Source organism: Mucilaginibacter sp., from assembly GCF_039207105.1.
Lineage (GTDB): Bacteria > Bacteroidota > Bacteroidia > Sphingobacteriales > Sphingobacteriaceae > Mucilaginibacter.
In genome coordinates, this window is sequence record NZ_JBCECK010000019.1 from 36,816 (window position 1) to 59,713 (window position 22,898).

Consider the following 22,898-nt stretch of genomic DNA (forward strand, 5'->3'; position numbering starts at 1 on the left):
AATCGACGATTACGACCAGTTAACTTTTTCGCCAAAATTTGGCTTGGTTTACCAAATCATCCCGGAACAAGTCTCGTTATTTGGAAACTACCAGACCGGCTTTACCAACAAAACCGGTACCGATTTTGAAGGCAAAAACTTTAAACCCGAACATGCCAACCAAGCCGAAGGTGGTGTAAAATTCGATCTACTGAACGGTCGCCTGAGTGGTAATGTAAGCTATTATAATATTAAGGTTGTTGACATTGTGCGTACTTATGATCCAAATCCGCAACTATCTATCCAAAATGGTACACAACGCAGCCGCGGTATTGAGGCCGAAGTAGTGGCCAACCCATTTGCAGGCTTCAATGTAATTGCGGGCTATGGTTATAACGATAGTAAATACATCAACACCAGCGCAGCATTAAACGGCCGCAGGCCAACATCTGCCGGCCCCGCCCGTTCGGCCAACCTTTGGATAAGTTACCGCATTAGCAATGGTGCTGTTAAGGGATTGGGCTTTGGCGCAGGAGGCAATTATTCAAGCGATGTTTATGCGGTGAACAGTGCAACCGCGGGTGTATTTACACTACCGGCTTATACTGTTTATAATGCTGCTGTATTTTATGACCAGTCGCGCTATCGCATTGGTTTAAAAATGAATAACATTGGCGATAAACATTATTGGGTAGGCAGCGGTACTATGAACCCGCAGATGCTACGCGAGCTTGTTGCCAACGTGACCTTTAAATTTTAAGACCATCAATTTACATGGGTTCTTTTAAAAAGGCGATATTATTTATACACCGCTGGCTCGGATTTATTTCCGGGCTGGTGGTTTTTGTGGTTAGCATTACAGGCTGCATCTTTTGTTTTCAGGACGAAATTCAGGATGCCTTGTATAGCTACCGCAAGGTGCCTGTACAGGAAACACCGATGCTGAAACCATCGGCATTCCAGCAATCGGCTATTAAAAAGTACCCAAAAGGTAAAGTAACTTCAGTGCTTTATTTTGGCGATGGTCGCTCTGTGCAGGTACGCATCAGCAATAATAAGGTTCTCCATTCCTTATTTTTCAACCCTTATAACGGGCAATTCCTGTATGATCAGGACTTTAAAAACACTTTTTTTAACCAGGTTAAAAACGTGCACCTGTATTGTTTTATGCCTCCCGGAATTGGCGCCGAGATCAGAAATATTGGCGTGATCATTTTTGTGGTGCTGATGATCACTGGTATCGTCCTCTGGTGGCCCAAGCGAAAATCAGACCGCAAACGCAGCTTTACCATTAAATGGAAAGGCAAATGGCGCAGGGTAAATTATGATCTGCACAACGTACTTGGCTTTTATGCTACCGCTTTTGTGCTCATTATTGCCCTGAGCGGCTTAAATATGGCTTATGAAACTATGGGTAAAGGTGTTAGGCAATTGTTAAACGGCGGTAAGGAATATCCTTTAGAGGTAAAAAAGATAAAATCAGATACTACGCAAATGGCACAGGGCTTGAAATTAACCCAGGTGATGGATCTGGCTTATGATACGGTAAAGCAAAAATCGGCCAATGCTCAAATGCTCATTATGATACCCGGCGCGGCAAAAAGCGGAACAGTAAGCGTAACCGCATATCCGCAGGCTTTGCACTTTAGCTATAATGATGGTTATAACTTTGATAAATACAATGCCAGGTTATTACGGTATTTACCTACTGAACAAAAAAGCGCCGGTTTCAGGTTCAGCAATATGAATTATGATATCCATACCGGGCAAATAGCAGGGTTGCCAGGCAAGATCATCGCTTTTTTAGCCAGCCTCATAAGCGCATCGCTGCCCATTACAGGCCTTATTGTTTATCTGGGTAAACGAGGGAAAAAGAAAAGAATGATCCGATCCTCGGACGGTAAACATTTAAGGCGGGTAGTATCCTAAAGGCACATAACTTAAAACGCCATTTCGGAAAAAGTTGGTAATTCATGAACAATATCAAAAAGGGCAATTGGTAATTATCAAATTGCCCTTTAAACTTTTGCTATTCAGTTACTCTTGCTATAAAACCCGGAACGCCTGTTTTCACAACCGCGTTAAATCTTTGCCGGGTTTGGATATTGTTGATCTCATCAAACAAGTCCTGAGGCAAAGGTGAGATATCGAAATTTTCCTTTGCACGGGCCATCGTTTTAGGAGTGGTAAGCAAGGCTGTACCGCGCTGTACCGCCCAGGCTAAAAGCACTTGAGCCGGAGTCTTTCCTACCCTTTCGGCAACCGCCAAAACAACAGGATCTTCTAATAGTCCCGGTTTTATTCCATGACCCAATGGTGCAAATGCTAAAAATATAATTCCTCTTTCCTTGCAAAATTCCAACAGCTCTGTTTCTGGCAGGTAAGGGTGAGATTCGATCTGAACTGCTGCCGGCTTAATTCTCGCAGATTCATAGAGCGGTCGCAGTTCGTCGAGGCCAATGTCAGACAGTCCTATAGCCCGACACTTTCCGCCATCCACCAAATTTTCCATCCCTCTCCAGGTATCTAATAAAGTTGTCTCTTTATCGTAAATAACTTCGCCGTTTTCATCCCGCGGATCCTGTTCTTCCCCTGGCTGAAAGGCAAACGGTGTATGAATCAAATACAGATCCAGATAATCAGTACGCAGTCGTTTCAAACTTCCTTCAAATGCAGCTTCCACACGCTCAGGCCTGTGATTGGTATTCCATAACTTAGTAGTAATGTAGATATCCTCGCGGGCAATGCCTTCAGCGGCAAGTCCTGCCTGTAGGGCCTCACCTACCTCGCTTTCGTTTCTATATCGTTCGGCACAATCAAAATGTCGGAATCCGGCTTCCAGCGCGTTTCTGGTAGCCTTTATTGTTTCGGCTGCATCCGGGATCAAAGTGCCAAACCCAAGGGCCGGCATAGGGAGATAATTATTTTCTGTTTTCATTTTATAATATATTTATTGTGGGTTGCCATAGTCAATCCACCAGGTTTCTGTAGTTCCGTTGTATATATTATTAAAACACACTACAAATTACGACAGAAAACCCCATTTAACTACCTGATTTACAATATATATTTTTATGTTTTTTTATCTTAATGGCTAAACCATTTTGATGACAAGAAAACTTTATTGGTTAAAGTCCTCTTATCCTCTTTCAAGGCAAATTTCAATACGTTTTCTCTTTTATGGATTATGAAGATCGCCAACAATTTTATCAATCCGGTCAATTGACATTTCTTGCTTTAAAATGATATTTAAGGAGCACTGTACATCAATGTTAATTTGTCGGGCTTTAGCTAAATATTGGCTGGCTTTATCATGTTTTTATATCAAAGTCGCCTTAACTTTACCTGATTGCAGTACTGTATATTTTTACTATTGACACATGTTACCCATATTAACTGATCTTATTGATCATAACCTTACTGTTCTCTTTTGCGGGATAAACCCCGGCTTAAAATCTGCCTGGGACGGCCATCACTTTTCAGGTCGAAGCAATCGCTTTTGGAAAGTATTGCACCAGGCTGGTTTCACTCCCTATCAAATTGAACCGTTGAATGATGCCACTATTCTTGATTTTGGTTATGGCCTCACCACTGCGGTAGCAAGAGCAACTGTACGCGCCGATGAGCTTACCAAAGACGAGTTTGAAAATGCCATCGAAGCTTTTAAAACCAAAATGGATCTTTATCAACCAAAGTACATAGCATTTCTGGGTAAGCCAGCTTACGCCGTTTTTTCGGGGAAAAAGCAAATTTCATGGGGGCCGCAGACTGAAGATTTCTGCGGAGCAAAGGTCTGGGTTTTACCCAATCCAAGCGGCCTGAACAGAGGCTTTACCCTCAGCGATCTGATAACTAATTACAAGCAATTACTAATCGCAATACAATAGTTATCAGTACGTTTGCCCGCACAAGCCAATTCTTATTTTCTACTATTTTTTTGACAAAATGTATTGTTTATGGATACGCTATAAGTAGCTTTATAGTAGCGAAACATCTTTTAAATCAACCAGTATGAAAGTTGTATCTGTGAATGTAGGTCAGCCCCGGGAAATACCCTGGCGCGGCCAGATGGTTAGGACATCGGTATTCAAAACGCCTGTTAACGGGCGTATCCGTGCAAGAAAGCTCAACTTAGATGGTGACGCGCAAGCCGACCTGCTCGGGCATGGCGGCGAACACCGGGCCGTTATGGTTTATCAAACGGAGGCATACCAATACTGGAGCGATACCCTGCAACGTAATGATTTTGTTTACGGGCAATTTGGTGAAAATTTTACCGTAGAAGGCATGGCCGATAATGAGGTTTGTATTGGCGATCGTTTCCGCATCGGATCGGCAATATTTGAGGTTACCCAACCCAGGGTTACCTGCTGGCGGGTTGGCATAAGTACCGGCGTGCCGGAGATGCCTGCTTTGTTGATTTCGCACAAACGACCGGGCTTCTATTTTCGCGTTATACAGGAGGGTGATGTTGGCGCCGGCGACGTAATAGAAAAGATTGCCGATGGGAATGAAAAAATGAGCGTTGCCGATGTTGACGGACTGCTTTATTTAAAAGATCATCCTGTAGATAAGCTACAAAAAGCGTTGGAAATCTCCGCTCTTAGTAATGCGTGGAAACAATCATTTCAAAATCTACTTGATGCAGCCTCACAAGGCATTACTAAGGGAAATGCAGGATTGAACGGAGTTGCTGCTCCCCCAGCCTGGGCAGGCTTCCGGCCATTTGTTGTTCAGCGTACGCGTATAGAGTGTGAAGGCGTACGGTCATTTGATTTAATTCCGTCAGACGGTAGTCAGATACCAGTTTTCACACCGGGACAACACATCGCAGTCCGATTATCTGTGACCAAAGATAGCGCTCCGCTAATACGCATGTATTCCCTTTGCGGCCCGCAGAATGCCGGCTATTTACGTATCGCCGTAAAGCAGGAAACAAACGGAGCAGGCGGCACCTACATGCATCAACACATTAAAAATGGCGATAAAGTGGAAATAAGCGCGCCGCGCGGTACTTTCACTTTATCGGCAGATAAAGGGCCGCTGGTCATGTTTAGCGCGGGGATAGGTATTACCCCTTTGTTAAGCATGCTGTACCATGTAGCCTCCCATGATCCTGCACGTGAATTATGGTGGATATACTCCTGTCGCAATGGTGCATACCAGGCTTTTGCGGAGGAAGTACAAGAGCTTGGGAAACAGCTATCTTCTTTTCATAGTAAGATCATATACAGCTCGCCCGATAGCGGTGAACAATGCGGTATCAACTATGATATTAAAGGTCATCTTGATTTAGCTTTGTTACAAACCTTACAGTTGCCATCAAATAGCGAGTGCTATATATGTGGGCCACAGCAGTATTATCATAATATTACTACCGCCTTAACAACCATCGGGATACCCGGCAGCCAAATTAAATCTGAGTTATTTGAAAATGATATGGAAGCCTCAGCCAACGGCGGGAAAACGCCTCACCTGCCATTGGATAATACTGGCGAAGGGCCTCTGGTTACTTTCAGCAAAAGTAAAGTATCATTTAAGTGGAATCCTCAATTTGGTAGTTTACTGGAAGCGGCAGAAGCCTGCGATGTGCCGGTCAGCTGGTCGTGCCGAATGGGTGTTTGCCATCGTTGTGAATCGGGCATGATAGATGGGCAGGTTACCTATTCGCCCAACCCGCTTGATCCGCCTGCAAGCGGGAACGTGCTGCTGTGCTGTGCCATACCAATAAGCCCTGTTGATCTGGACCTTTAATAACGTAAAAAAGTTCAGACCAGATGCTCCGAGGGGCGTGTTTTGGTAACCTGGTAAAAGGTATTGCTAAAGGCCGATAAACTCTGGTAACCGCATAAAAAGGCTATATCAGCTAAAGAGTGCTTATTTCCTATGATTAATTGAAAGGCCCGGGCCATTCTTAAAAGCTTCAGGTATTGCAAAAAGGAAACGCTCAAAGTTGTTTGGAAAAATCTGGATAGTGTTCTTTCACTAACACCAAACCTTGAACTTATACTCTGCAGGGTATGACCTTCTGAAAGGTTTTCTTCCATATAGGCCATTATTTTCAACATACGTTCATTTTCGGTAAAGGGTAAGGCTGCCGACAGTTTTTGATTACTTATATGAGGCAAAATATTTTTAATGCTCTGTAAAAACACAAACCGTTCATCGCCGGGCAAAATATGCCCGCTCCACTGTTCTGTGAATTTGATCATTTGAAAAAGGAGATCGTTTATAGGATATATACCTACTTTACCGTAAAATTCATTTTGCGAATCTTCACTGGTATGAAAAAACAATGTCCGGCATCTGGTTGTCGAATGGCCTATGGTAAAGGTATGCTCTACCCCTGCCGGGATCCAGAAATAATGGCGCGCCGGTATAACTACAAGCTTTTCCCTAAACCGCACATACCCTAATCCACCTTCAACATAGGTCAGTTGATTTTTAGAATGCTGATGAAAGGGTGCAAACTTTTCACATTTTTCATGCATCACAAATATCGATTCCTCGTACAACTCAATTTCTTCGAGGGAAGCAACTAAACTCATTCTATTTGTTTTCATTAAGAAAGAATGATCCGCCTCTGTTATAGAGGCAGATACATTCAATCCATCATCATCACACTTAATCAATCATTATGAAAGACACTTTATTTAAGCCTGATCTCGCTTAAACTATATCCCTGAGGCACCATCGGAAAAACATTATTTTCCTTTGTTACCAATACTTCCAGTAAATAAGGGCCTTTACTATTCATCATTTCAGATAACGCGGCAGGAAGTTCTTCACGATCTGAAACCCATTTACCCTCAATACGATAAGCAGCTGCAAGCGCCACAAAGTCGGGATTATCCAGATCAGAAAACGAATACCTGCTATCGCTGAATAGCTCCTGCCACTGCCGTATCATTCCCAAAAAGCGGTTATTTAAAATGATGATCTTTACATCTACCTTACTTTGCATAATGGTGCCCAGTTCTTGTAAATTCATCTGAAAACCACCGTCACCGGCTATTGTTATTACCGTTCTGTCGGGCGCACCGTACTTCGCACCAATTGCTGCAGGGAGAGCGAAACCCATTGTACCCAAACCACCGCTGGTTACGTTACTGCGTGTTTTATTAAATTTGGAATAACGGCTTGCCACCATTTGATTTTGGCCAACATCGGTTACTATAACGGCATCGCCTTTGGTCAACTCGTTGAGATGACGGATAACTTCGCCCATCGTAATATCCTCTGATTCGGGATTCAATTCCGGATCGATCACCACCTTAAACTCTTCCTCATAATATGCACGGAATGTGGCCAGCCAATCCTTGTGTTCTTTTTGCTCAACTAAAGCAGTAAGCATGGGCAGGGTTTCCTTACAATCGCCCCAAACAGGTACTGTCGACTTTACGTTCTTATCAATCTCTGCCGGGTCAATATCAAGGTGAATTACTTTGGCCTGCTTGGCATATTTATCCAACCGGCCCGTAACCCTGTCGTCAAAGCGCATCCCGATAGCAATGAGCAGGTCACATTCATTAGTTAATACATTTGGCGCATAATTTCCGTGCATACCCAGCATACCAACATTTAATGGATGATCTGTAGGGATTGCGCCCAGACCTAAAATTGTCCAGGCACTGGGGATACCCGCCTTTTCAATAAACATCTTAAACTCGGCCTCTGCTCCACCCAAAATAACGCCCTGGCCCCATAGCACTAAAGGCTTTTTGGCCTGATTAATCAATTGTGCCGCCTGCTCAATGTATTCCGGGCGAACGATTGGCTTTGGACGGTAACTCCTTATATGATCACATTTGACGTGTCCCATATAATCAAACAGCTGCAATTGCGCATTCTTAGTAATGTCAATTAACACAGGTCCAGGGCGGCCGCTGCGGGCGATATAAAACGCCTTAGCTAAAACAGCCGGTATTTCTTCTGCATCCGTTATCTGATAATTCCATTTAGTTATAGGGCTGGTAATGTTAATGATATCTGTTTCCTGGAACGCGTCTGTACCTAACAGATGCGCGTACACTTGCCCGGTTATGCAAACCACCGGGGTACTGTCAATCATGGCGTCGGCAATACCGGTTATCATATTGGTTGCACCCGGACCGCTTGTAGCAAGAGCTACGCCTACTTTTCCTGATGTGCGGGCATACCCCTGAGCAGCATGAATGGCGCCCTGTTCATGCCTGACTAAAATATGATCAAGCTTTTCTTTGTAATAATACAAGGCATCATATATGGCTATATTAGCGCCTCCCGGCATACCGAAAAACACATCAACCCCTTCGGCAACTAAAGCCTCTAATATGGCTACCGATCCTGAAATTTGTTTTGTTTCACTTGTTAATACCGCTGTTGCTTCCTGTTGTGCAGATTCCATCCTGTATAATTTTTTGTACCGTTTAGGTACCTGTTATCATTTGCCTGTTAAATAAGGCCACCCTAATTCACGGTTGTTTCATCTTCAACCTTTAATACAAATCTAAACCGTGTGTCCCGGTATCTATTTTTAGAAATGGTCAACCTTTTTATGATTCCGGCCATTTAAGCTCAAAGATTTTTAAAGGGAATTGCCAGTCGCTTGTTCCAATGAGCATACGTTTTACCAATGGCCGGAATAATCAGCATAACAACTGCCAAAACCAGCGTTACCAGGGCAAAAACCATAAACATGGCCCGGTTGGTAAGCAACTGGGTTTGCTGGGTTAAATTTTGACCTATAGCCGCGTTAGCTAAAGCCGATGCCTGATCAAGTGAATATCCCTTTGAGGTATACAAAGCGCGGTAGCTGCTTAAACGCTCAATTGTATTTTGGTTTTCGGTGGTGAGATATCCCAAAAAGCCCTCTTTAAAATACTGATTGAAGTACAATTGTAGATTATAAAACCCCGCGAATGAATTTAACGTTGAGGTAAAGCGCGTACAGGCCGCTAAAACCAAACCGGTAGTACTAACATAAGCTGATGCCGATGAAAGTACAAATATCATAATGGGTACAAATAACAACCCTGAAGCGGCTCCCTGAATAAATACCGGAATAAGCAGATCGGTGAATGAAAGGTCGGGGGTTAATAAAAAGTTCATCCAGATATTAAATGCACTCATTAACACAAAGCCGATAATCAGCAGAATTTTAATTGTCACTTTTTTGGCGAGGAGCAGCCTGACAGAAAACACCAACAGGCTAACCATACCGGTTATATTACATAAGGCAAGTATCATTACCTGGAGCGCGCTCCATTTAAGTACCCCGCCGGCGTAACCATAAATCAGGTTAACACTATCCTTACAGCCGTAATAAACAGCAAGCAAACAAATGCCCATCACGAAATTCCGGGATTTGAATACCCTCAGATCTATCACCGGTCTTTTTAATAGGTATTGCCTGTACAAAAATAAAGAGGAACCCGTTGCTGCTGCCAATGCACTATAGCATATCCGCGGATCATTAAACCAATAATACCTTGACCCATAAATTATGGTGTATGCTAATGAAAGGGCGCTAAACGCAAACAGAACTGCTCCACCCCAATCAATTTGATATAGCGGATATCGTTTATGTACGGACCGTGCTTTCAGCATCAACAAGGTAATAAGTAGCGTTAATAGCTGAAATGCTATCAGATAGTAATAGGTCACTTTCCAATCTGCATATTCCACTACCACTCCACCAACAAAACCTATGATCACGGTATTACTGAGCAGCGTTCCGTAAAATACGGCCGGAGCTATAGTTTGTACACGCTCGGCAGGCAAACGTGAAAATATCAGCAACAAACCGAACACGATCATATTACTGGTTGCAATACCCTGAAAAAACCTGATAATCAAAAACAAAGTGATATCCTGGCAATACAGGCAAACAAAGTTCAGCACTACGGCCAGGGTTATACTGGCCAATAAATAACTGCGTGTTTGAAAGTATTTGAAAAAACGAAACTGCAAAGGCAAAACAGTAATAATACCAGCGTAGGTTGACATTACCCCGAATTGAATATCCTCCGGTTGTGCGCCAAGATAGCTAACCATATAATTTTGAGTAAGTACAAACAACCCAAGCTGTACCAACCCCGATAACAGGATCATAAACAGTGCAATGCGCACTCCCCAATGCCATCCTGTTATCCAATTTTTAAAATAGGCAGACTTCATGATCAAGATTTCTTTTTAACAGCCACGGTAACATTCATGCCCGGAACCACATTGGCTGCCTGCTCATCCGCAAACTCAATTTTTACCGGTACCCGCTGAATGATCTTAACAAAGTTGCCGGTTGAATTATCAGGAGGTAACAGCGAAAAACGCGAACCGGTAGAACCCGCGATAGCCATGATCCTGCCTTTAAACACTCTATCATCTAAGGCATCAACACGTATTTCAACAGGTTGCCCAACATACATCCCTCCCACTTGTGTTTCCTTGTAGTTCGCGATGATCCATTTCTCCTTTTCGTCAATAATGCTTACCAATGGCTGCCCCGGCTGTATTTGCTGTCCTTCCAAAATATTTTTTCGACCCAGCCTGCCAGGGTATGGCGCACGGATAATGGTATATGATAAATTAAGCCTTGCCAGCTCCAATGCCGCTTGTTTACGTTTAATATCGGCTTGCAGCACGGCGTAATGGGTCTTTAATTCCATTATTCGGGCCTCGTTGGTCTTCAGGCCGTTTATGGCTGCACTATAGTCACTTTCAGCTACATCATAGTGTGCCTGCACCAATTCCAGATCGGCACCAGTGGCAGCTTCCTCTTTTACCAGGTTGATATAGCGTTTGATATCTTGTTGCTGTTGCACGTATTTAGCCTGTGCGCCTTTGATCTGGTCATGATTGATCTGTGTACCTGTTTGGGCCGAACGGATACCAGCCTCAAGCACGGCCAGCTGGGCATGGGCATCGTCCATAGCGGCCTCTGCGGACTCCAGTTGGGCTCGGTATTCCCGATCGTCGAGCATAACCAGCGTATCGCCCTGTTTAACCTGCTGATGCTCGTTGAAGCAAACCCGCTGAATATAACCTCCAGCCCTGGCCGATACCGGGTTAATATAAGATTCAACCTGGGCATCATTAGTTTCTTCGTAATGCTTAGTATATTTCAGGTAACCGATAAAATATACCGCCCCTACAATTAATAATATTACCGCAATAACCGTGATAACGATATTTCCCGGATGCGTTTTATGATTCTCTTTTTTCATTGTTTTAAGTGTTGATTTATAAATTCCCGCTGGTATAAAGGATATGGTAATAAATAGCGAGGGCATCAGTTTGCGCCTTAACCAGGTTAAACCTTGATTCCTGGTACAGGTTATCCGCATCCAACAAGTCGGTTAATAACGAGAGCTGATTTAAATATTTAGTATTTACAATGCGGTAGTTCACCAGCGCCTGTTCTACAGAGTGCTCATTAACAGCAATACGGCTCAGCGCCTCGGCATATTTTACGTAATAGGATTTGACCTCCGTATGCACATTATCCTTATAAGCCTCCCGCTGAATTTCCAATTCCTTTATCCGAAGTTTGCCAGCGGCCACTTTACTTTTATTATGATAAAGCGATGAGATACTATATTGTGCTTTTAACCCCACAAAGCCAATGGCATACGCCTGGTTAACCGGCGGAAACACCAGAAAATTAGGATAATTGATTCCATAGGCGCTGTAAAGACTAAAACTGGGCTTATTGGCACTTTGCACGATCTTTAGCCTGGCCTGTTTTGTTTCGATATTTTCAGCAGCCTTTTGTACACTGTATGATGATGTACCAGAAGCCTCGATAAGTGGTAATAATGAACGCACCTCCGGTTTAGGCATCGCAGCTGAATCGACAGGCGATATCCGTACAGAATCAGGAATGTTAATTAAAACGGTTAATCGCTGGTTAGCGATGATGATATCATTTTCATTTTGCTCCAGCGACAGTTTAACGTTTGCCAAGGTTACCTCTGCCCGCAGCACATCGCTCCTGGTTACTTTCTGATTTTTATACAGCGCATTAATATTGTTTAACCGGGTTTGGGCTCTTTTAAGCTGATCCAGTATAAATTTTTGCAGATCATTAAGCCTGACGAGGTCAAGATATTGCTCCGCTGTTTGCAAAGCAATATTTCCGGATTTATCACGGGTATTCAATACAGCCTCTTTTAAATGTGAGGTCTGTTCCTTTTGTAAAGCCCTGAACTTGCCACCGCTGTAAATATTAAAAGATGCATCAACCCCTAAATTGGCGGCATTAGGTGTTGGCGGTGTAGATATGGTTGTTGAATGGCTCAAACCTTCTGAAAAGAGCGTAAGGTTTGAGAAACGCTGATATGAACCACCAACGTTAACCGTTGGTAATGCAGCCTTGAAAGCATCTTTACGGTCTTCATTAGCTTCGCTTTCTTCTATGCCTGCGGCCTGCACCCATTTATTCTGGGTTTTAGCAATTTGCACAGCTTCGGCAAGCGAAAGTTTGTAGTTAGTGCCAGGCTGTTCCTGAGCATAAACAATGCTGATGTTCAGCATTAAAATAAATAGTATCACCGCCCGGAAAAACCGTTTCCTACTGCGGTAAGCATAATTACACATGACTTTTTCTTTCAAATTGATAATGATGATCTTCAATAGTCAGTGCAGACATGATGTAGCTTACGATTTCTCCTGCAAAGTTTTCATTTGACGGGTGGCTCAGATGAACCCGTGCCGGCAAATGCTCAGTAAAAAGCGCGGGTATCAATGCCAGTATATTCAGTGCAAAAAGTTCTTCGTGTATCTTTTTAAAGTAACCTTCGGCAATACCACGTTGGATAATATGCAGCAGGAAATTGTAGATCCTTTCTCTCGTTTCTGACAAAAGGATAATAACAGACGGATGCTGCACCGTAACCAGTTCATTACGTACCAATTGGTGAAAGCTCTTGTTGGAAGCAATGCGTTGGATATAAGCCCTTAAATAGGATCTTAATTTTTCAGCCGGATCAAGGTCGAGCGCTTCAAAACGGCTGATCTCTTCTGCCACCTCTTTTAACCTTACTTCGAAAATATGGTGGTAAAGCGCCTCCTTTGAACCAAAATAATAGCTGATCATGGCTGAGTTCATTCCCGATCTTTCGGTAATGAGCCGGATAGAGGCACCCGCAAAACTGTACTGTGCAAATACTTCTTCAGCAATTGTCAGCAGTGTTTCCCTGGCATCTTGTACACCGTAACTTACAGACTTTGTCATATCTTAACTTCTATTGAAATTCTTGATAAGACAAATCTCCGGTTAAAAGACACCTAAAAGTGGGCTAAACCACCTCAATATTCGTCGAAATAGCTTATTTTAAATCTAAGAACAAAGGTGAGTTTAATCGAACTTTTTCCGATAGGCCATCGGCGATATACCGGTTCCGGCCCGGAAGAATTTGCCAAATACCGACTGATCTGAAAAATTCAGCATATCAGCAATTTGCGACACAGTCAGTTTTTTGTTCTGCAATAGAACTTTGGCCTCCAGGATGATGGTTTCGTCTATCCATTTCCCTGCAGATTTACCTGATTGTTTCTTTATTGCCGCAGATAGTGACTTGGGCGTTAAATGCAGATGGTCGGCGTAAAAATCAAGCTTTCGTTCCTGCTTATAATTGGCACTTAACAACTTGCGGAAGTTTGCAAACAGGAGTTGATTTTTTTTTGGAGATACTATTTCAGACGAATGCTGCCGGTGTAAATCATCAACTTCATAAATGAGGGTAAAAATATAGCTTCGGACAATTGCTGCCTGGTGATAAGTAGTGGTAATTTGCGTAAGCTGAATAAGGTCATATAGCTTGTTGAATTTATTAACGTCAGCCTCTTTTAGTGGCAATACATGAAGGTCATTATTTTCAAAAAATTCCTGCCGTCCCAAAAAAAAATGATCAGCGTACCCTTCCAGTAAAAACGAATCTTTAAAGAAAATAACATCCATTTTAAGCAGATCACTGTTTTTGGTAAAATACCGGATAACCGAGGCGCCTAACGTAATGATTGCGGGGGCATTAATGTTGTATGATGTGAGCCCAGCATTCATTTTCACAGCACCTTCTTTAATATACACAATGGCGTAGCTTTCTGCCCGGTACGGCTCTTCGTAGTAAGGGCGCTCCCCGCTCCTTACAAAAAGATACTCCTTATTACTATCGGGCACAGCAAAAAGCCTGCTATGCCTGGAAAGAGAAAAGGTTTTCACATTGTTCATCCATACAAAATTAGAAGATAAGTACAGTCTTGGTATGTAATCGGTAACACTAATACGTATTTATAATACGGCAGATACTTAAAAATTCAATAAACTACGTATAATCAGGCATTTTTTTATTAAATTGAAAGTAAATTAATTAATAGCAGAACATTCTTAAAGGTTTTATGTTGCTACCTTGTCCGTAAACATTATGATGAATACTCAATCTGCTTATGATCTGGCAATGCTGGCCGCTATTGTTAATAGTTCTGATGATGCCATTATCAGTAAAACGCTTGACGGCCATATCACTACCTGGAATGCAGCGGCCGAACGAATTTTAGGTTATACAGAAGCAGAAGCGATTGGTCAACATATTTCCATGATCATTCCTAAAGAACATCTGCCGGAAGAAGAACGTATTATTGCTCATATAGCAGCCGGTAAAAGGGTTGATCCATTTGAAACCCTTAGGCAAACAAAGGATGGCCGCCTTATTCCGCTCTCAATTACCGTTTCGCCAATTATTGACGCACGGGGCAAAATTGTTGGAGCTTCAAAAATTGCACGTGATATTACTGAACGTAAACAAGCCGAAGAGCATCAGGCCAGATTGGCTGCCATCATTAATACATCTGATGATGCTATAATCGGTAAAACATTACAGGGTATTATTACCAGCTGGAACAACGGGGCCGAACGCATATTTGGCTACAGCGAATCTGAAGCTTTAGGAAAACATATATCATTACTTATACCCCAGGAGCGCCTTAATGAGGAAGATCACATTATTGGCAACATAGCTGCCGGCAAACGTGTTGACCACTTTGAAACCGTACGCCTTGCCAAAGACGGACGCCTGATTGATATTTCATTATCCGTTTCTCCCATTACCGACCATGCAGGTAAGATAATTGGTGCATCCAAGATTGCAAGAGACATTAGCGAGCAAAAAGCAGCTGCCGAAGAAATCAAGCAACTTTATGAACAGGTAAAATTACTGAACGACCGGAAAGATGAATTTATAGCTGTTGCCAGTCATGAAATGCGAACACCGCTAACCACGATGCAGGCCACATTACAATTACTTCGCAGAATAGCAGGTGATAAAGAGATTCGGTTTATTGACAGTTCATTAAAACAAGTTCAAAAGCTATCATCACTTATTAATGATCTGCTTGACGTAACCAAAATTGAGGCGGGTAAGCTACCGCTTAATCGGGAGATTTTTGACCTTAAAAAATTGGTTGCTGAAGCTATAGAACTGGCCGGACAATCAAACCCTGATTATACCTTTAGCCTGAATGGCGATATTATAGAACTACCCTTTTATGGCGACCCGCACCGTTTAGAACAAGTACTTACCAACCTGCTCTCCAACGCTGTCAAGTATTCACCAGATGATAACCGGATAGAGGTTACGCTTTCACAAACCGACGAAACAGTGATGCTGACGATACATGATCATGGCATGGGTATACCGCCAGACAAACTGCCACTTATTTTCACGCGGTTTTACCGGGCGCATGGCCAGTTATCAAAAATTGCCGGTTTGGGTATTGGTCTTTACATCTGCGCCGAAATTATTAGCAGGCATGGTGGCCGTATATGGGCAGAGTCAGAACCTGGCCTCGGTAGTACTTTTTTTTGTACACTGCCTAAACGTGAAGCTAATACCCTACAACAACCTGCCGCTTGAGGCAACGCGTAAAAATAAAAGCCCAGGTTATTTACAAATAGCCTGGGTTTTCATTTTTATCTCAAACGCTTTACTTAAGCTCCTTGATCTTAATATTGCGGTACGAAACAGTGTTACCGTGATCCTGTAATAAAATATGGCCTTGCGGTGCTACGCCAAAATGATCCCATTTTTTGTATTTACTTAAAGCCACCAGATTTTCAAAATCCTTTGATCCGCGTTCATATTCCAATACTTTGTAACCGTTTAACCAGTGTTCTACATGGTTGTTAGGGTAAACCCTGATCTCGCCGGTATTCCACTCGCCTATTGGTTTAACAGCAGCAGCCGGTTTCTTAGCCGTGATCATATCATACAGTGAAGATAAGGTACGGTCACCGTCTCGGCCTAGCTTGGCATCAGGGTGACGCTCGTCATCCAGAACCTGATACTCCAGACCGATGCCTGATTGTGAAGTTTTCTCTTTCTCCGTTACAAAGTATTTCACACCACTGTTAGCGCCTTCGGTAAGTTTAAAATCAAATTTGAGTATAAATGCTGCATACTCTTTAGTGGTTACAATATCGCCGCCAAGTCCTTCTTCTTTACCATTTGAGCCTTGAATGGTCAGCACACCGTTGCTCATTCCCCATCCTTTTTCCGGAAATTTGTCTTTGAATATTCCTCGCCATCCAGTGCTTGTTTTACCATCCCAAAGCATGGTAAAACCATCTTTCTTTTCTTTTTTACTTAATTGGTTAAGCTCTTGTGCAGTTGCCGGAGCAATAGCTCCCAGACAACCTAATTGCAATAATACGATACAGGCTAATTGGTGTTTTTTCATAATATATGTATTGATCTATGTGGTTTACTCTTGATCACCCTCATTTCCGAGGCCGGCGTTAAAATACTATTATAACCCGAATTTTGAGTAAATGTGCCTGTATTGTTACGTTCTGTTTTTGATCGGATGAAATCTTAAGCTATAAATAAGGAGCACGTAACTGGTATGGCTAAAGAACTTAACAATATCAAGCTTAGATCATCACGATTTGATGAGTAAATAACGATAGTCGAAGCTTATTCTACCTGGCCCGGTAAAAAACAGGAATATTAAATTGATCATGTACAGGATCATCAATTCGCCATGATCATTTACAGCACCCTGGTGAACACCGATAAATGCTACGAGCAGATTGCTCAGAAGCAATACTACAGCAACGCGGCTAAATAACCCAAGTGCGAGCAGTAATGTACAGCAAGCATCGGTAATAGTGGCATAGATCAAGCCCGGTAGTTTCCCTATGCCGATAGGGTCAGGAAAATGACTTAACATCTCCTGAAAGTGGAAGATCTTCTCGTATCCGTGTTTGGAAAATAAAACTATGGCAGTTGCTAATCTTAAAAACAATAAGCAAGAGTCCACAGGTAAAAATTTCCGGCTAAAAACATTAGTGGCTGACATATATTGTTAGTTTAAATTTGAAAAGTCATGCGATTAACAGGAATCAATGTAATTCCTGGTTATCAATAAAAAAATCGAAAATGAGCTTAAAGGCTTTTCAATTTCTTCATAAATGCCGGAAAAACCTGATCAAGTTCTTCAAACAAAGAATGCTGCCGGTTTTTGAGTTTTACCTCGCTAAATAACTTTAGCCCGATAGCAAATTGAACAGCCTGATCTAAATCGCCGAAAGGATTCTTATCCTTTAAAATTTCGATGATCCTGAATAGCTCGTCATGATTATCAAAGTCAAGTTCAAGCTGCTGTGCCGGCTCGCTTGTACCGTCGGCATATTCTGTTAATTGCAGCGTAAGGTGATATTTATTAGATTTTTTTTGCATGTTGTTTTTATATCCGGGTAAACTTTTTAGATGAACATTGTTGTTTAACTCATCAAAGTTCCGGCTAAAAACAATTTAGAAAGTACAGATATTAAAGCATTACATGTAAATTTCTAAGATGAGGATGATAATTAAATTCCAATGGTGATATTTAGGCATGCCGTTTTTAAAAAAAAATAAAGTTGATTTTATTACACTTCCAAAGCCAGATAATACGATCTCTTTTTTTCAGAACATGAAGCACTTAAGTGAACAAAATTGGTCAACCATCCAACTCAACAAGAATATCTATGGTTTCCAGATTCAGGAAGATACAACTTGGAAACGCGGATTATCAGATACTGATCTTCAAAGATTTCAAGACGATATCGGATTTTCCTTTCCTGAGCCATTAATGAATTTTTATAAAGTAATGAATGGACTTAGTAAGCCCGGCATTAACATTTACGGCAATGACGGAATTAACGCGGCTTTTAGCCCTGTCTTTTATTCTTATCCACAAGATTTAAATATGATAAAAGCATCCATTAAATGGATTTACGATGCCAATTTAATATCAGAAAGCGACCTGTTAACTTTAAACATTAGTAGAATTTTCCCCGTTTGTGGGCATCGCTTTATGTTAATTGATACTCCGGGTAATCCTATCCTCTCCATGCATGGTGACGATATTATTTTTTGCGCGGATGATCTAAGTAAATTAGTTGCAAATGAACTCTTCGAGAATATTTACAATGTGCACGAATTTGAAAACCTAAAGTATCCAGGAATTGATATTAAGTTTTGGCTTGATGAAAAATAGCTTATCAACAAAAAAGGCTCGCAAGCTGCGAGCCTTTTACTAAGCGGAGAGTTAGGGATTCGAACCCCAGGAACCTTTCACAGTTCAACAGTTTTCAAGACTGCCGCAATCGACCACTCTGCCAACTCTCCGGGCGCAAAAGTACAATTCCGTAATACAATGGCAAATCAAATATGAACTTTTTTATAAACTATCAGGTACCGCTTCAGTTTACTTTAATTTAACCTCATGATAATCAGCATTTGCCCAATGATGAGACGCTAAAATTTATTATTAAAAAAAAACTGCTCAGAGATTATTTTGCCGTCTTTTACTCCATATACACATATTTCATCAAGAATTGACCTTGTTCCATCTTTATAAGAGACGTCCATACGCATACTCACGGCAAAATAATCTTCAGCAATAATCGGATCAGAGATCTGAACACTGTTAACATGCTGAACTTTGTCGCGCCAATTAAGACCACATTGCAAAACAGCCTGCAAACCAGTAATTTTTTTACCTTGTGCTTCAATCCTTGTTATCTCTTCCGCGTAAAACATTGTTTTAAACTCCGTATTTTTCCATTCCCTGCAGAGCTGTACAAATTTTTCTGCTATTCCCTTAGTACTCATTTGGGGTATTTCCTGATTCATCGGTTCCATAATTAAATTATTATTTTAAAAGCCACTTGTTTAAATCATCAAGTTCTTGCTGTTCAATTGAATGAGCTATGGGGTATTCATGGTATTCAGCGTTTACCCCAAGCGCCTGCAGATAAGCCCTTGCTTCCAGAGCGTAATTTACAGAAAGAACCTTATCATCGGTACCATGAGCTATAAATACCCTCAGTTTGTTTATTTCGTCGCTTGCCTTAATCAAGGGCCTCACCTCTTTTAATAACCGGCCGCTTAAACTAAAAATACCGGCAAATTTTTGAGGAAAGGTTAAACCAACGCTATAGGCCATAATGCCTCCCTGGCTAAATCCGCCTATATAAATCTGTTGCATATTAACCTGAAAGCGTTCTGTGAGCTGATTAACAAACATATTTAATACGGTTCGGCTTTTTTCGGCTTGTTCCGGATTAATGATCGAAGTACCTGAAGAAAACTGAACATCAAACCAGGCATAGCTATTTGGCCTTAGTGTATATGGAGCTCTCACAGACACTATGATCATATCTGCAGGGAGCAGCTCTGCCATATCAAACAACCCATTTTCATTACTCCCTACTCCATGCAAAAGTATCAATAATCCGGGATTGTCAATATCAACCAGTGGCTCTCGCAATTTATATTTTAAAATGAGCTCCTCACCTTTTATAGCTTCGTATTTATTTTTATTGTTGTTCATTGTTTATAGTATTAATTTTATTTTGAGATCATATTATCCAATTCGGAAACAACGCATGCTCATTGATGCGTATTGATAACCTTCATAAATATGAGTTATCAGCTCATCCTTATCAATCATGCCTAAACTGTACAACATGGGCAAATAATGATCATTGGTAGGAACAGCAAGCATCGCCGGCCTGCCCATTTGATGGTAGTTGACTAACCCCTCAAAATTCCGGTTATCAAGATGACGTTTTACCTGCTCATCAAATTCCAAATTCCATTCATAAGGAGCTGCATCAATATTATACCAATCTGTAAGGCGTAGGTTGTGTACAATGTTTCCGCTACAAATTATTAAAACGCCGCGTTCACGTAATGATTTAAGCTGTGCACCCAATGCAAAATGCTGGTGCGGTTGCAATGTATAATCAATACTTAGTTCAAATACAGGCACATCAGCAGCCGGCCTGATGAATTTCAGGATAGTCCAGGCACCGTGATCAAAGCCCATATCTGCATCTTCCATAACGTCGGTCATTGATATGATTTTCTTTACATCCCGCGCCAGCTCAGGTTGCCCGGGCGCGTCATAACTGATTTGGAACAGGCGGTCGTCAAACCTACCGAAATCGTAAATGGTACGTGGCTTTGCATTTACGCTAACGTAAGTTCCAACGGTTTCCCAATGTGCCGAAATAATGAGTATACCGTTGGGTTTTTCTAACGTTTTACCCAATTGAACAAGCGTTTTAGTAAAATCATTATCAAGCACCGCATTTATAGGGTGCCCGTGGCCAATAAATAAAACCGGCATTTTTTGTTGCCGCTTTTGATATCCCTGGCTTATTTTATTGAGGTTATGTAAGTTCATGGCTTATTTTATTAAGCACTTAAGTGCTCATTTTTATTAAACACTTAAGTGCTTGTTTTTAATTTATTTACCTATACCGATCTGATCTAAATAAGCTTTATTGTCCCAAAACAGATGCTCCTCTATCATCACACCATTTTTCCAGATGCCGATAGTTGCCATTGGTATTTTAAAAGCTTTTCCGGTGGGTTTTATAAATTGCCCATTCCCCACTGGCATGGGTTTGGTAAAGGTTCCTTCAAATACTCCGGTAACGGCAGTAAAGTTACCTGAGCCAAAACGTATGGGGTGTTGTTTAATGCGGGTATCTGGCGCATGCACAAACAACGCTTTCATATCTTGCAGGTGTTTGGCCAAGCCAACGGTAACATGCCCGTCTGGCCAAAACACTTTAATATTTTGAGCATGGCTTTCATGAAAGCGCAACCATTGCTGATTGCTAAAAACAGTATAATCCAAAGTGTCAAACTTGATTAAATTTTGATTTACGTTTCTGTTAGCTGCCCGAAGCTGGGTAATAACGGCCCGCAATGAATCAGTTTCTTTTGTCTGTTTGGATGCCTGCGCATTTGAGTTAATGCTCGCCATTGTTAAAAATAGCCCCACAACAATTTTGATAATAGTTTTCATGGTTTTGAATTTTGATTTGTCTTTATTGACATGTCAAAGTTGCTGCGAATATTTTTTTTTACATTTGATGTAGGGTAGGAAATCAGCTTGACCTATGGTAAGTCAAATGGCAAATTAGCGGTACAGATGCTACACGGGGTTATGCGATATTTATTACTGATAGTTTGAAAAATGGCCTCTTTATTATTTGATAATTTTAACAAATACAGCTTTATAACAGCTGATGAATTTGTACAGATAGAGCAAGTACTTATTAAAAGGTTTGTAAAAAAAAAGAAAAACCTGCTGCATGAAGGTGATATATGCCGATACCTTTATTTTGTTGAAAAGGGAGCGTTACGCTCTTACACCATAGATAAACAAGGTAATGAACATGTAATGCAATTAGCCATTGAGGACTACTGGATAGCAGACCTTTCAAGTTTTATTACACAAACCCCTGGTAACCTGGCTATCGAAGTTATAGAAGATTGTGAGGTTTTACTTTTGCCCCATCCGGCACTTGAACAGTTATATGATACCATCCCATCACTCGGAACTTTTTTTAGAAAGTTATACCAAAGGGCTTACGTTCACTTACAAGCCCGTTTACACTCATCACAAAGTATCAGCGCGGAAGAACGGTACCTGGAACTGATGAAACAGCATCCTAAAATCAGTTCCAGAATTCCCTTGATTTATATCGCTTCCTATCTTGGAATTACTGCCGAAAGCCTAAGCCGTATCAGAAAGCATATTCATAGCAAAGCTTAGTAGTATCTGCAAAAATACCAACGCTTACTTTTTTCATTTTTATCGCGCATTTCAGTTAAAAGCATTGCATATGCTTCAGGTTTTTGTATTGTTTAAAATTTTTAAGCTGGACTATGTTCAAAAATTAAACTGGTACCACAATCAGGTTCTATTTAGAGATAGTTTTGTTCATCTAAATCACAAAATTTAATACATACCTAAAAAACAAAACCATGCGCAACATTTTTCTTACTGCTCTGCTTGCAGCCTGCATATTTGCGGGGTGTACCAAAAGTACGGATACTAATGCCAATCATCCTGATTCAAATTCAAGTACGCCAAATCAAAACACTAACGCGAACCAGAATAATTCGGTGCGTTTAGACAAATTTGTTCCTATTTTACAGGGCCAAACCGGTGATACCATTTACTTAACCTATAATACCGATGGCTTACTTGATAAAGCCAAAAACACAAAGTTTACCAAAAACTACATATACAGTGGTGGTAAGCTGGTTCGTACAGAATCTAAATCAACCTTAAACGGAGTTGAAATAAAAGCTGACGAAAACCTGATATACAATGGTAACAACCTGGTAAAAAAGGAATTGCTTGGCAATACCCCTGAATCTTCCTATAAATTATTATCATATGATTCCATACTATATGATGGTAATCACATTAAAACTATTTATCAAATTACCCCAAGACCCCGCATGAATGCTAATGGTACAATGGTAACCGAAAATGAAATTACCGGGCACACCACATTGAAGTGGAAAAATGACAATGTAGATAGTTTATACACTTATGATAATAACCCTTCGCCCCGTTTGGCCTGGGTA

General features: G+C 41.4%; 23 protein-coding genes and 1 tRNA gene. 8 read left to right on the forward strand and 16 right to left on the reverse strand.

Features of this window, described 5'->3' with window-relative positions:
• Together AAGC65_RS06210 and AAGC65_RS06215 are read left to right on the forward strand one after the other, a co-directional pair.
• Positions 1-739: TonB-dependent receptor domain-containing protein (locus tag AAGC65_RS06210; RefSeq protein ID WP_343111555.1), on the forward strand; the 739-nt coding region annotated here is incomplete at its 5' end.
• Positions 740-753: 14 nt separating this feature from the next.
• Positions 754-1,908, forward strand: coding sequence for a PepSY-associated TM helix domain-containing protein (locus tag AAGC65_RS06215; protein ID WP_343111556.1), 1,155 nt, complete (start codon positions 754-756; stop codon positions 1,906-1,908).
• 100 nt (positions 1,909-2,008) lie between these two features.
• Here AAGC65_RS06215 and AAGC65_RS06220 read toward each other — a convergent pair whose 3' ends face one another.
• The gene (locus tag AAGC65_RS06220; RefSeq protein ID WP_343111557.1) at positions 2,009-2,917 is read right to left on the reverse strand and encodes an aldo/keto reductase; all 909 of its coding nucleotides are present in this window, start codon (positions 2,915-2,917) and stop codon (positions 2,009-2,011) included.
• A gap of 442 nt (positions 2,918-3,359) precedes the next feature.
• On the opposite strand from AAGC65_RS06220, the gene mug reads away from it, so the two are divergent.
• A complete protein-coding gene (gene mug, locus AAGC65_RS06225) occupies positions 3,360-3,866 on the forward strand; it encodes a G/U mismatch-specific DNA glycosylase (protein ID WP_343111558.1) in 507 nt (168 codons plus the stop codon).
• Between the two features lie 124 nt (positions 3,867-3,990).
• Positions 3,991-5,733, forward strand: a complete 1,743-nt coding sequence (locus AAGC65_RS06230; protein ID WP_343111559.1) for an MOSC and FAD-binding oxidoreductase domain-containing protein — start codon at positions 3,991-3,993, stop codon at positions 5,731-5,733.
• 14 nt (positions 5,734-5,747) lie between these two features.
• Here AAGC65_RS06230 and AAGC65_RS06235 read toward each other — a convergent pair whose 3' ends face one another.
• The 7 genes from AAGC65_RS06235 to AAGC65_RS06265 form a co-directional block, all read right to left on the reverse strand.
• Positions 5,748-6,527 (reverse strand): helix-turn-helix domain-containing protein, encoded by a 780-nt coding sequence (locus tag AAGC65_RS06235; protein ID WP_343111560.1) that lies wholly within the window; start codon positions 6,525-6,527, stop codon positions 5,748-5,750.
• A gap of 101 nt (positions 6,528-6,628) precedes the next feature.
• Positions 6,629-8,365, reverse strand: coding sequence for a biosynthetic-type acetolactate synthase large subunit (gene ilvB, locus AAGC65_RS06240; protein WP_343111561.1), 1,737 nt, complete (start codon positions 8,363-8,365; stop codon positions 6,629-6,631).
• A 170-nt stretch (positions 8,366-8,535) separates the two neighbouring features.
• Positions 8,536-10,137: an MFS transporter gene (locus AAGC65_RS06245; RefSeq protein WP_343111562.1), complete on the reverse strand. Its 1,602-nt coding sequence runs from the start codon at positions 10,135-10,137 to the stop codon at positions 8,536-8,538.
• Positions 10,138-10,139: 2 nt separating this feature from the next.
• Positions 10,140-11,183 (reverse strand): HlyD family secretion protein, encoded by a 1,044-nt coding sequence (locus AAGC65_RS06250; protein WP_343111563.1) that lies wholly within the window; start codon positions 11,181-11,183, stop codon positions 10,140-10,142.
• Positions 11,184-11,199: 16 nt separating this feature from the next.
• On the reverse strand, positions 11,200-12,570 hold the full coding sequence (locus AAGC65_RS06255) for a TolC family protein (protein WP_343111564.1): 1,371 nt from the start codon (positions 12,568-12,570) through the stop codon (positions 11,200-11,202).
• On the reverse strand, positions 12,548-13,192 hold the full coding sequence (locus AAGC65_RS06260; RefSeq protein WP_343111565.1) for a TetR/AcrR family transcriptional regulator: 645 nt from the start codon (positions 13,190-13,192) through the stop codon (positions 12,548-12,550). The genes AAGC65_RS06255 and AAGC65_RS06260 overlap by 23 nt, the downstream gene beginning before the upstream one ends.
• A 123-nt stretch (positions 13,193-13,315) precedes the next feature.
• Complete coding sequence (locus AAGC65_RS06265) at positions 13,316-14,188, reverse strand: AraC family transcriptional regulator (RefSeq protein ID WP_343111566.1); 873 nt, start codon at positions 14,186-14,188, stop codon at positions 13,316-13,318.
• 193 nt (positions 14,189-14,381) lie between these two features.
• On the opposite strand from AAGC65_RS06265, the gene AAGC65_RS06270 reads away from it, so the two are divergent.
• Positions 14,382-15,869 (forward strand): PAS domain S-box protein, encoded by a 1,488-nt coding sequence (locus AAGC65_RS06270; RefSeq protein WP_343111567.1) that lies wholly within the window; start codon positions 14,382-14,384, stop codon positions 15,867-15,869.
• A gap of 70 nt (positions 15,870-15,939) precedes the next feature.
• On the opposite strand, the gene AAGC65_RS06275 is transcribed toward AAGC65_RS06270, so the two are convergent.
• From AAGC65_RS06275 to AAGC65_RS06285, 3 genes are all read right to left on the reverse strand, one after another.
• Complete coding sequence (locus AAGC65_RS06275; RefSeq protein WP_343111568.1) at positions 15,940-16,692, reverse strand: DUF1080 domain-containing protein; 753 nt, start codon at positions 16,690-16,692, stop codon at positions 15,940-15,942.
• A gap of 201 nt (positions 16,693-16,893) precedes the next feature.
• Positions 16,894-17,313 carry a DoxX family protein gene (locus AAGC65_RS06280; protein ID WP_343111569.1) on the reverse strand — a complete coding sequence of 140 codons (420 nt, stop codon included), beginning with the start codon at positions 17,311-17,313 and terminating at the stop codon, positions 16,894-16,896.
• A gap of 86 nt (positions 17,314-17,399) precedes the next feature.
• Positions 17,400-17,693, reverse strand: coding sequence for a DUF3861 domain-containing protein (locus AAGC65_RS06285; RefSeq protein WP_343111570.1), 294 nt, complete (start codon positions 17,691-17,693; stop codon positions 17,400-17,402).
• 157 nt (positions 17,694-17,850) lie between these two features.
• On the opposite strand from AAGC65_RS06285, the gene AAGC65_RS06290 reads away from it, so the two are divergent.
• Positions 17,851-18,495, forward strand: coding sequence for an SMI1/KNR4 family protein (locus tag AAGC65_RS06290; RefSeq protein ID WP_343111571.1), 645 nt, complete (start codon positions 17,851-17,853; stop codon positions 18,493-18,495).
• Positions 18,496-18,539: 44 nt separating this feature from the next.
• On the opposite strand, the gene AAGC65_RS06295 is transcribed toward AAGC65_RS06290, so the two are convergent.
• The 5 genes from AAGC65_RS06295 to AAGC65_RS06315 form a co-directional block, all read right to left on the reverse strand.
• Positions 18,540-18,626, reverse strand: a tRNA-Ser gene (locus AAGC65_RS06295).
• A gap of 129 nt (positions 18,627-18,755) precedes the next feature.
• Positions 18,756-19,142 (reverse strand): SnoaL-like domain-containing protein, encoded by a 387-nt coding sequence (locus tag AAGC65_RS06300; RefSeq protein ID WP_343111572.1) that lies wholly within the window; start codon positions 19,140-19,142, stop codon positions 18,756-18,758.
• A 10-nt stretch (positions 19,143-19,152) separates the two neighbouring features.
• Positions 19,153-19,833, reverse strand: coding sequence for an alpha/beta hydrolase-fold protein (locus tag AAGC65_RS06305; protein ID WP_343111573.1), 681 nt, complete (start codon positions 19,831-19,833; stop codon positions 19,153-19,155).
• 33 nt (positions 19,834-19,866) lie between these two features.
• The gene (gene ygiD, locus AAGC65_RS06310) at positions 19,867-20,691 is read right to left on the reverse strand and encodes a 4,5-DOPA dioxygenase extradiol (RefSeq protein ID WP_343111574.1); all 825 of its coding nucleotides are present in this window, start codon (positions 20,689-20,691) and stop codon (positions 19,867-19,869) included.
• A gap of 63 nt (positions 20,692-20,754) precedes the next feature.
• Positions 20,755-21,321, reverse strand: coding sequence for an ester cyclase (locus AAGC65_RS06315; protein ID WP_343111575.1), 567 nt, complete (start codon positions 21,319-21,321; stop codon positions 20,755-20,757).
• 171 nt (positions 21,322-21,492) lie between these two features.
• On the opposite strand from AAGC65_RS06315, the gene AAGC65_RS06320 reads away from it, so the two are divergent.
• Both AAGC65_RS06320 and AAGC65_RS06325 read left to right on the forward strand, forming a co-directional pair.
• Complete coding sequence (locus tag AAGC65_RS06320) at positions 21,493-22,074, forward strand: Crp/Fnr family transcriptional regulator (RefSeq protein WP_343111576.1); 582 nt, start codon at positions 21,493-21,495, stop codon at positions 22,072-22,074.
• A gap of 212 nt (positions 22,075-22,286) precedes the next feature.
• Positions 22,287-22,898, forward strand: a 612-nt coding sequence (locus tag AAGC65_RS06325) for a hypothetical protein (RefSeq protein ID WP_343111577.1), incomplete at its 3' end; no start/stop codon positions are given.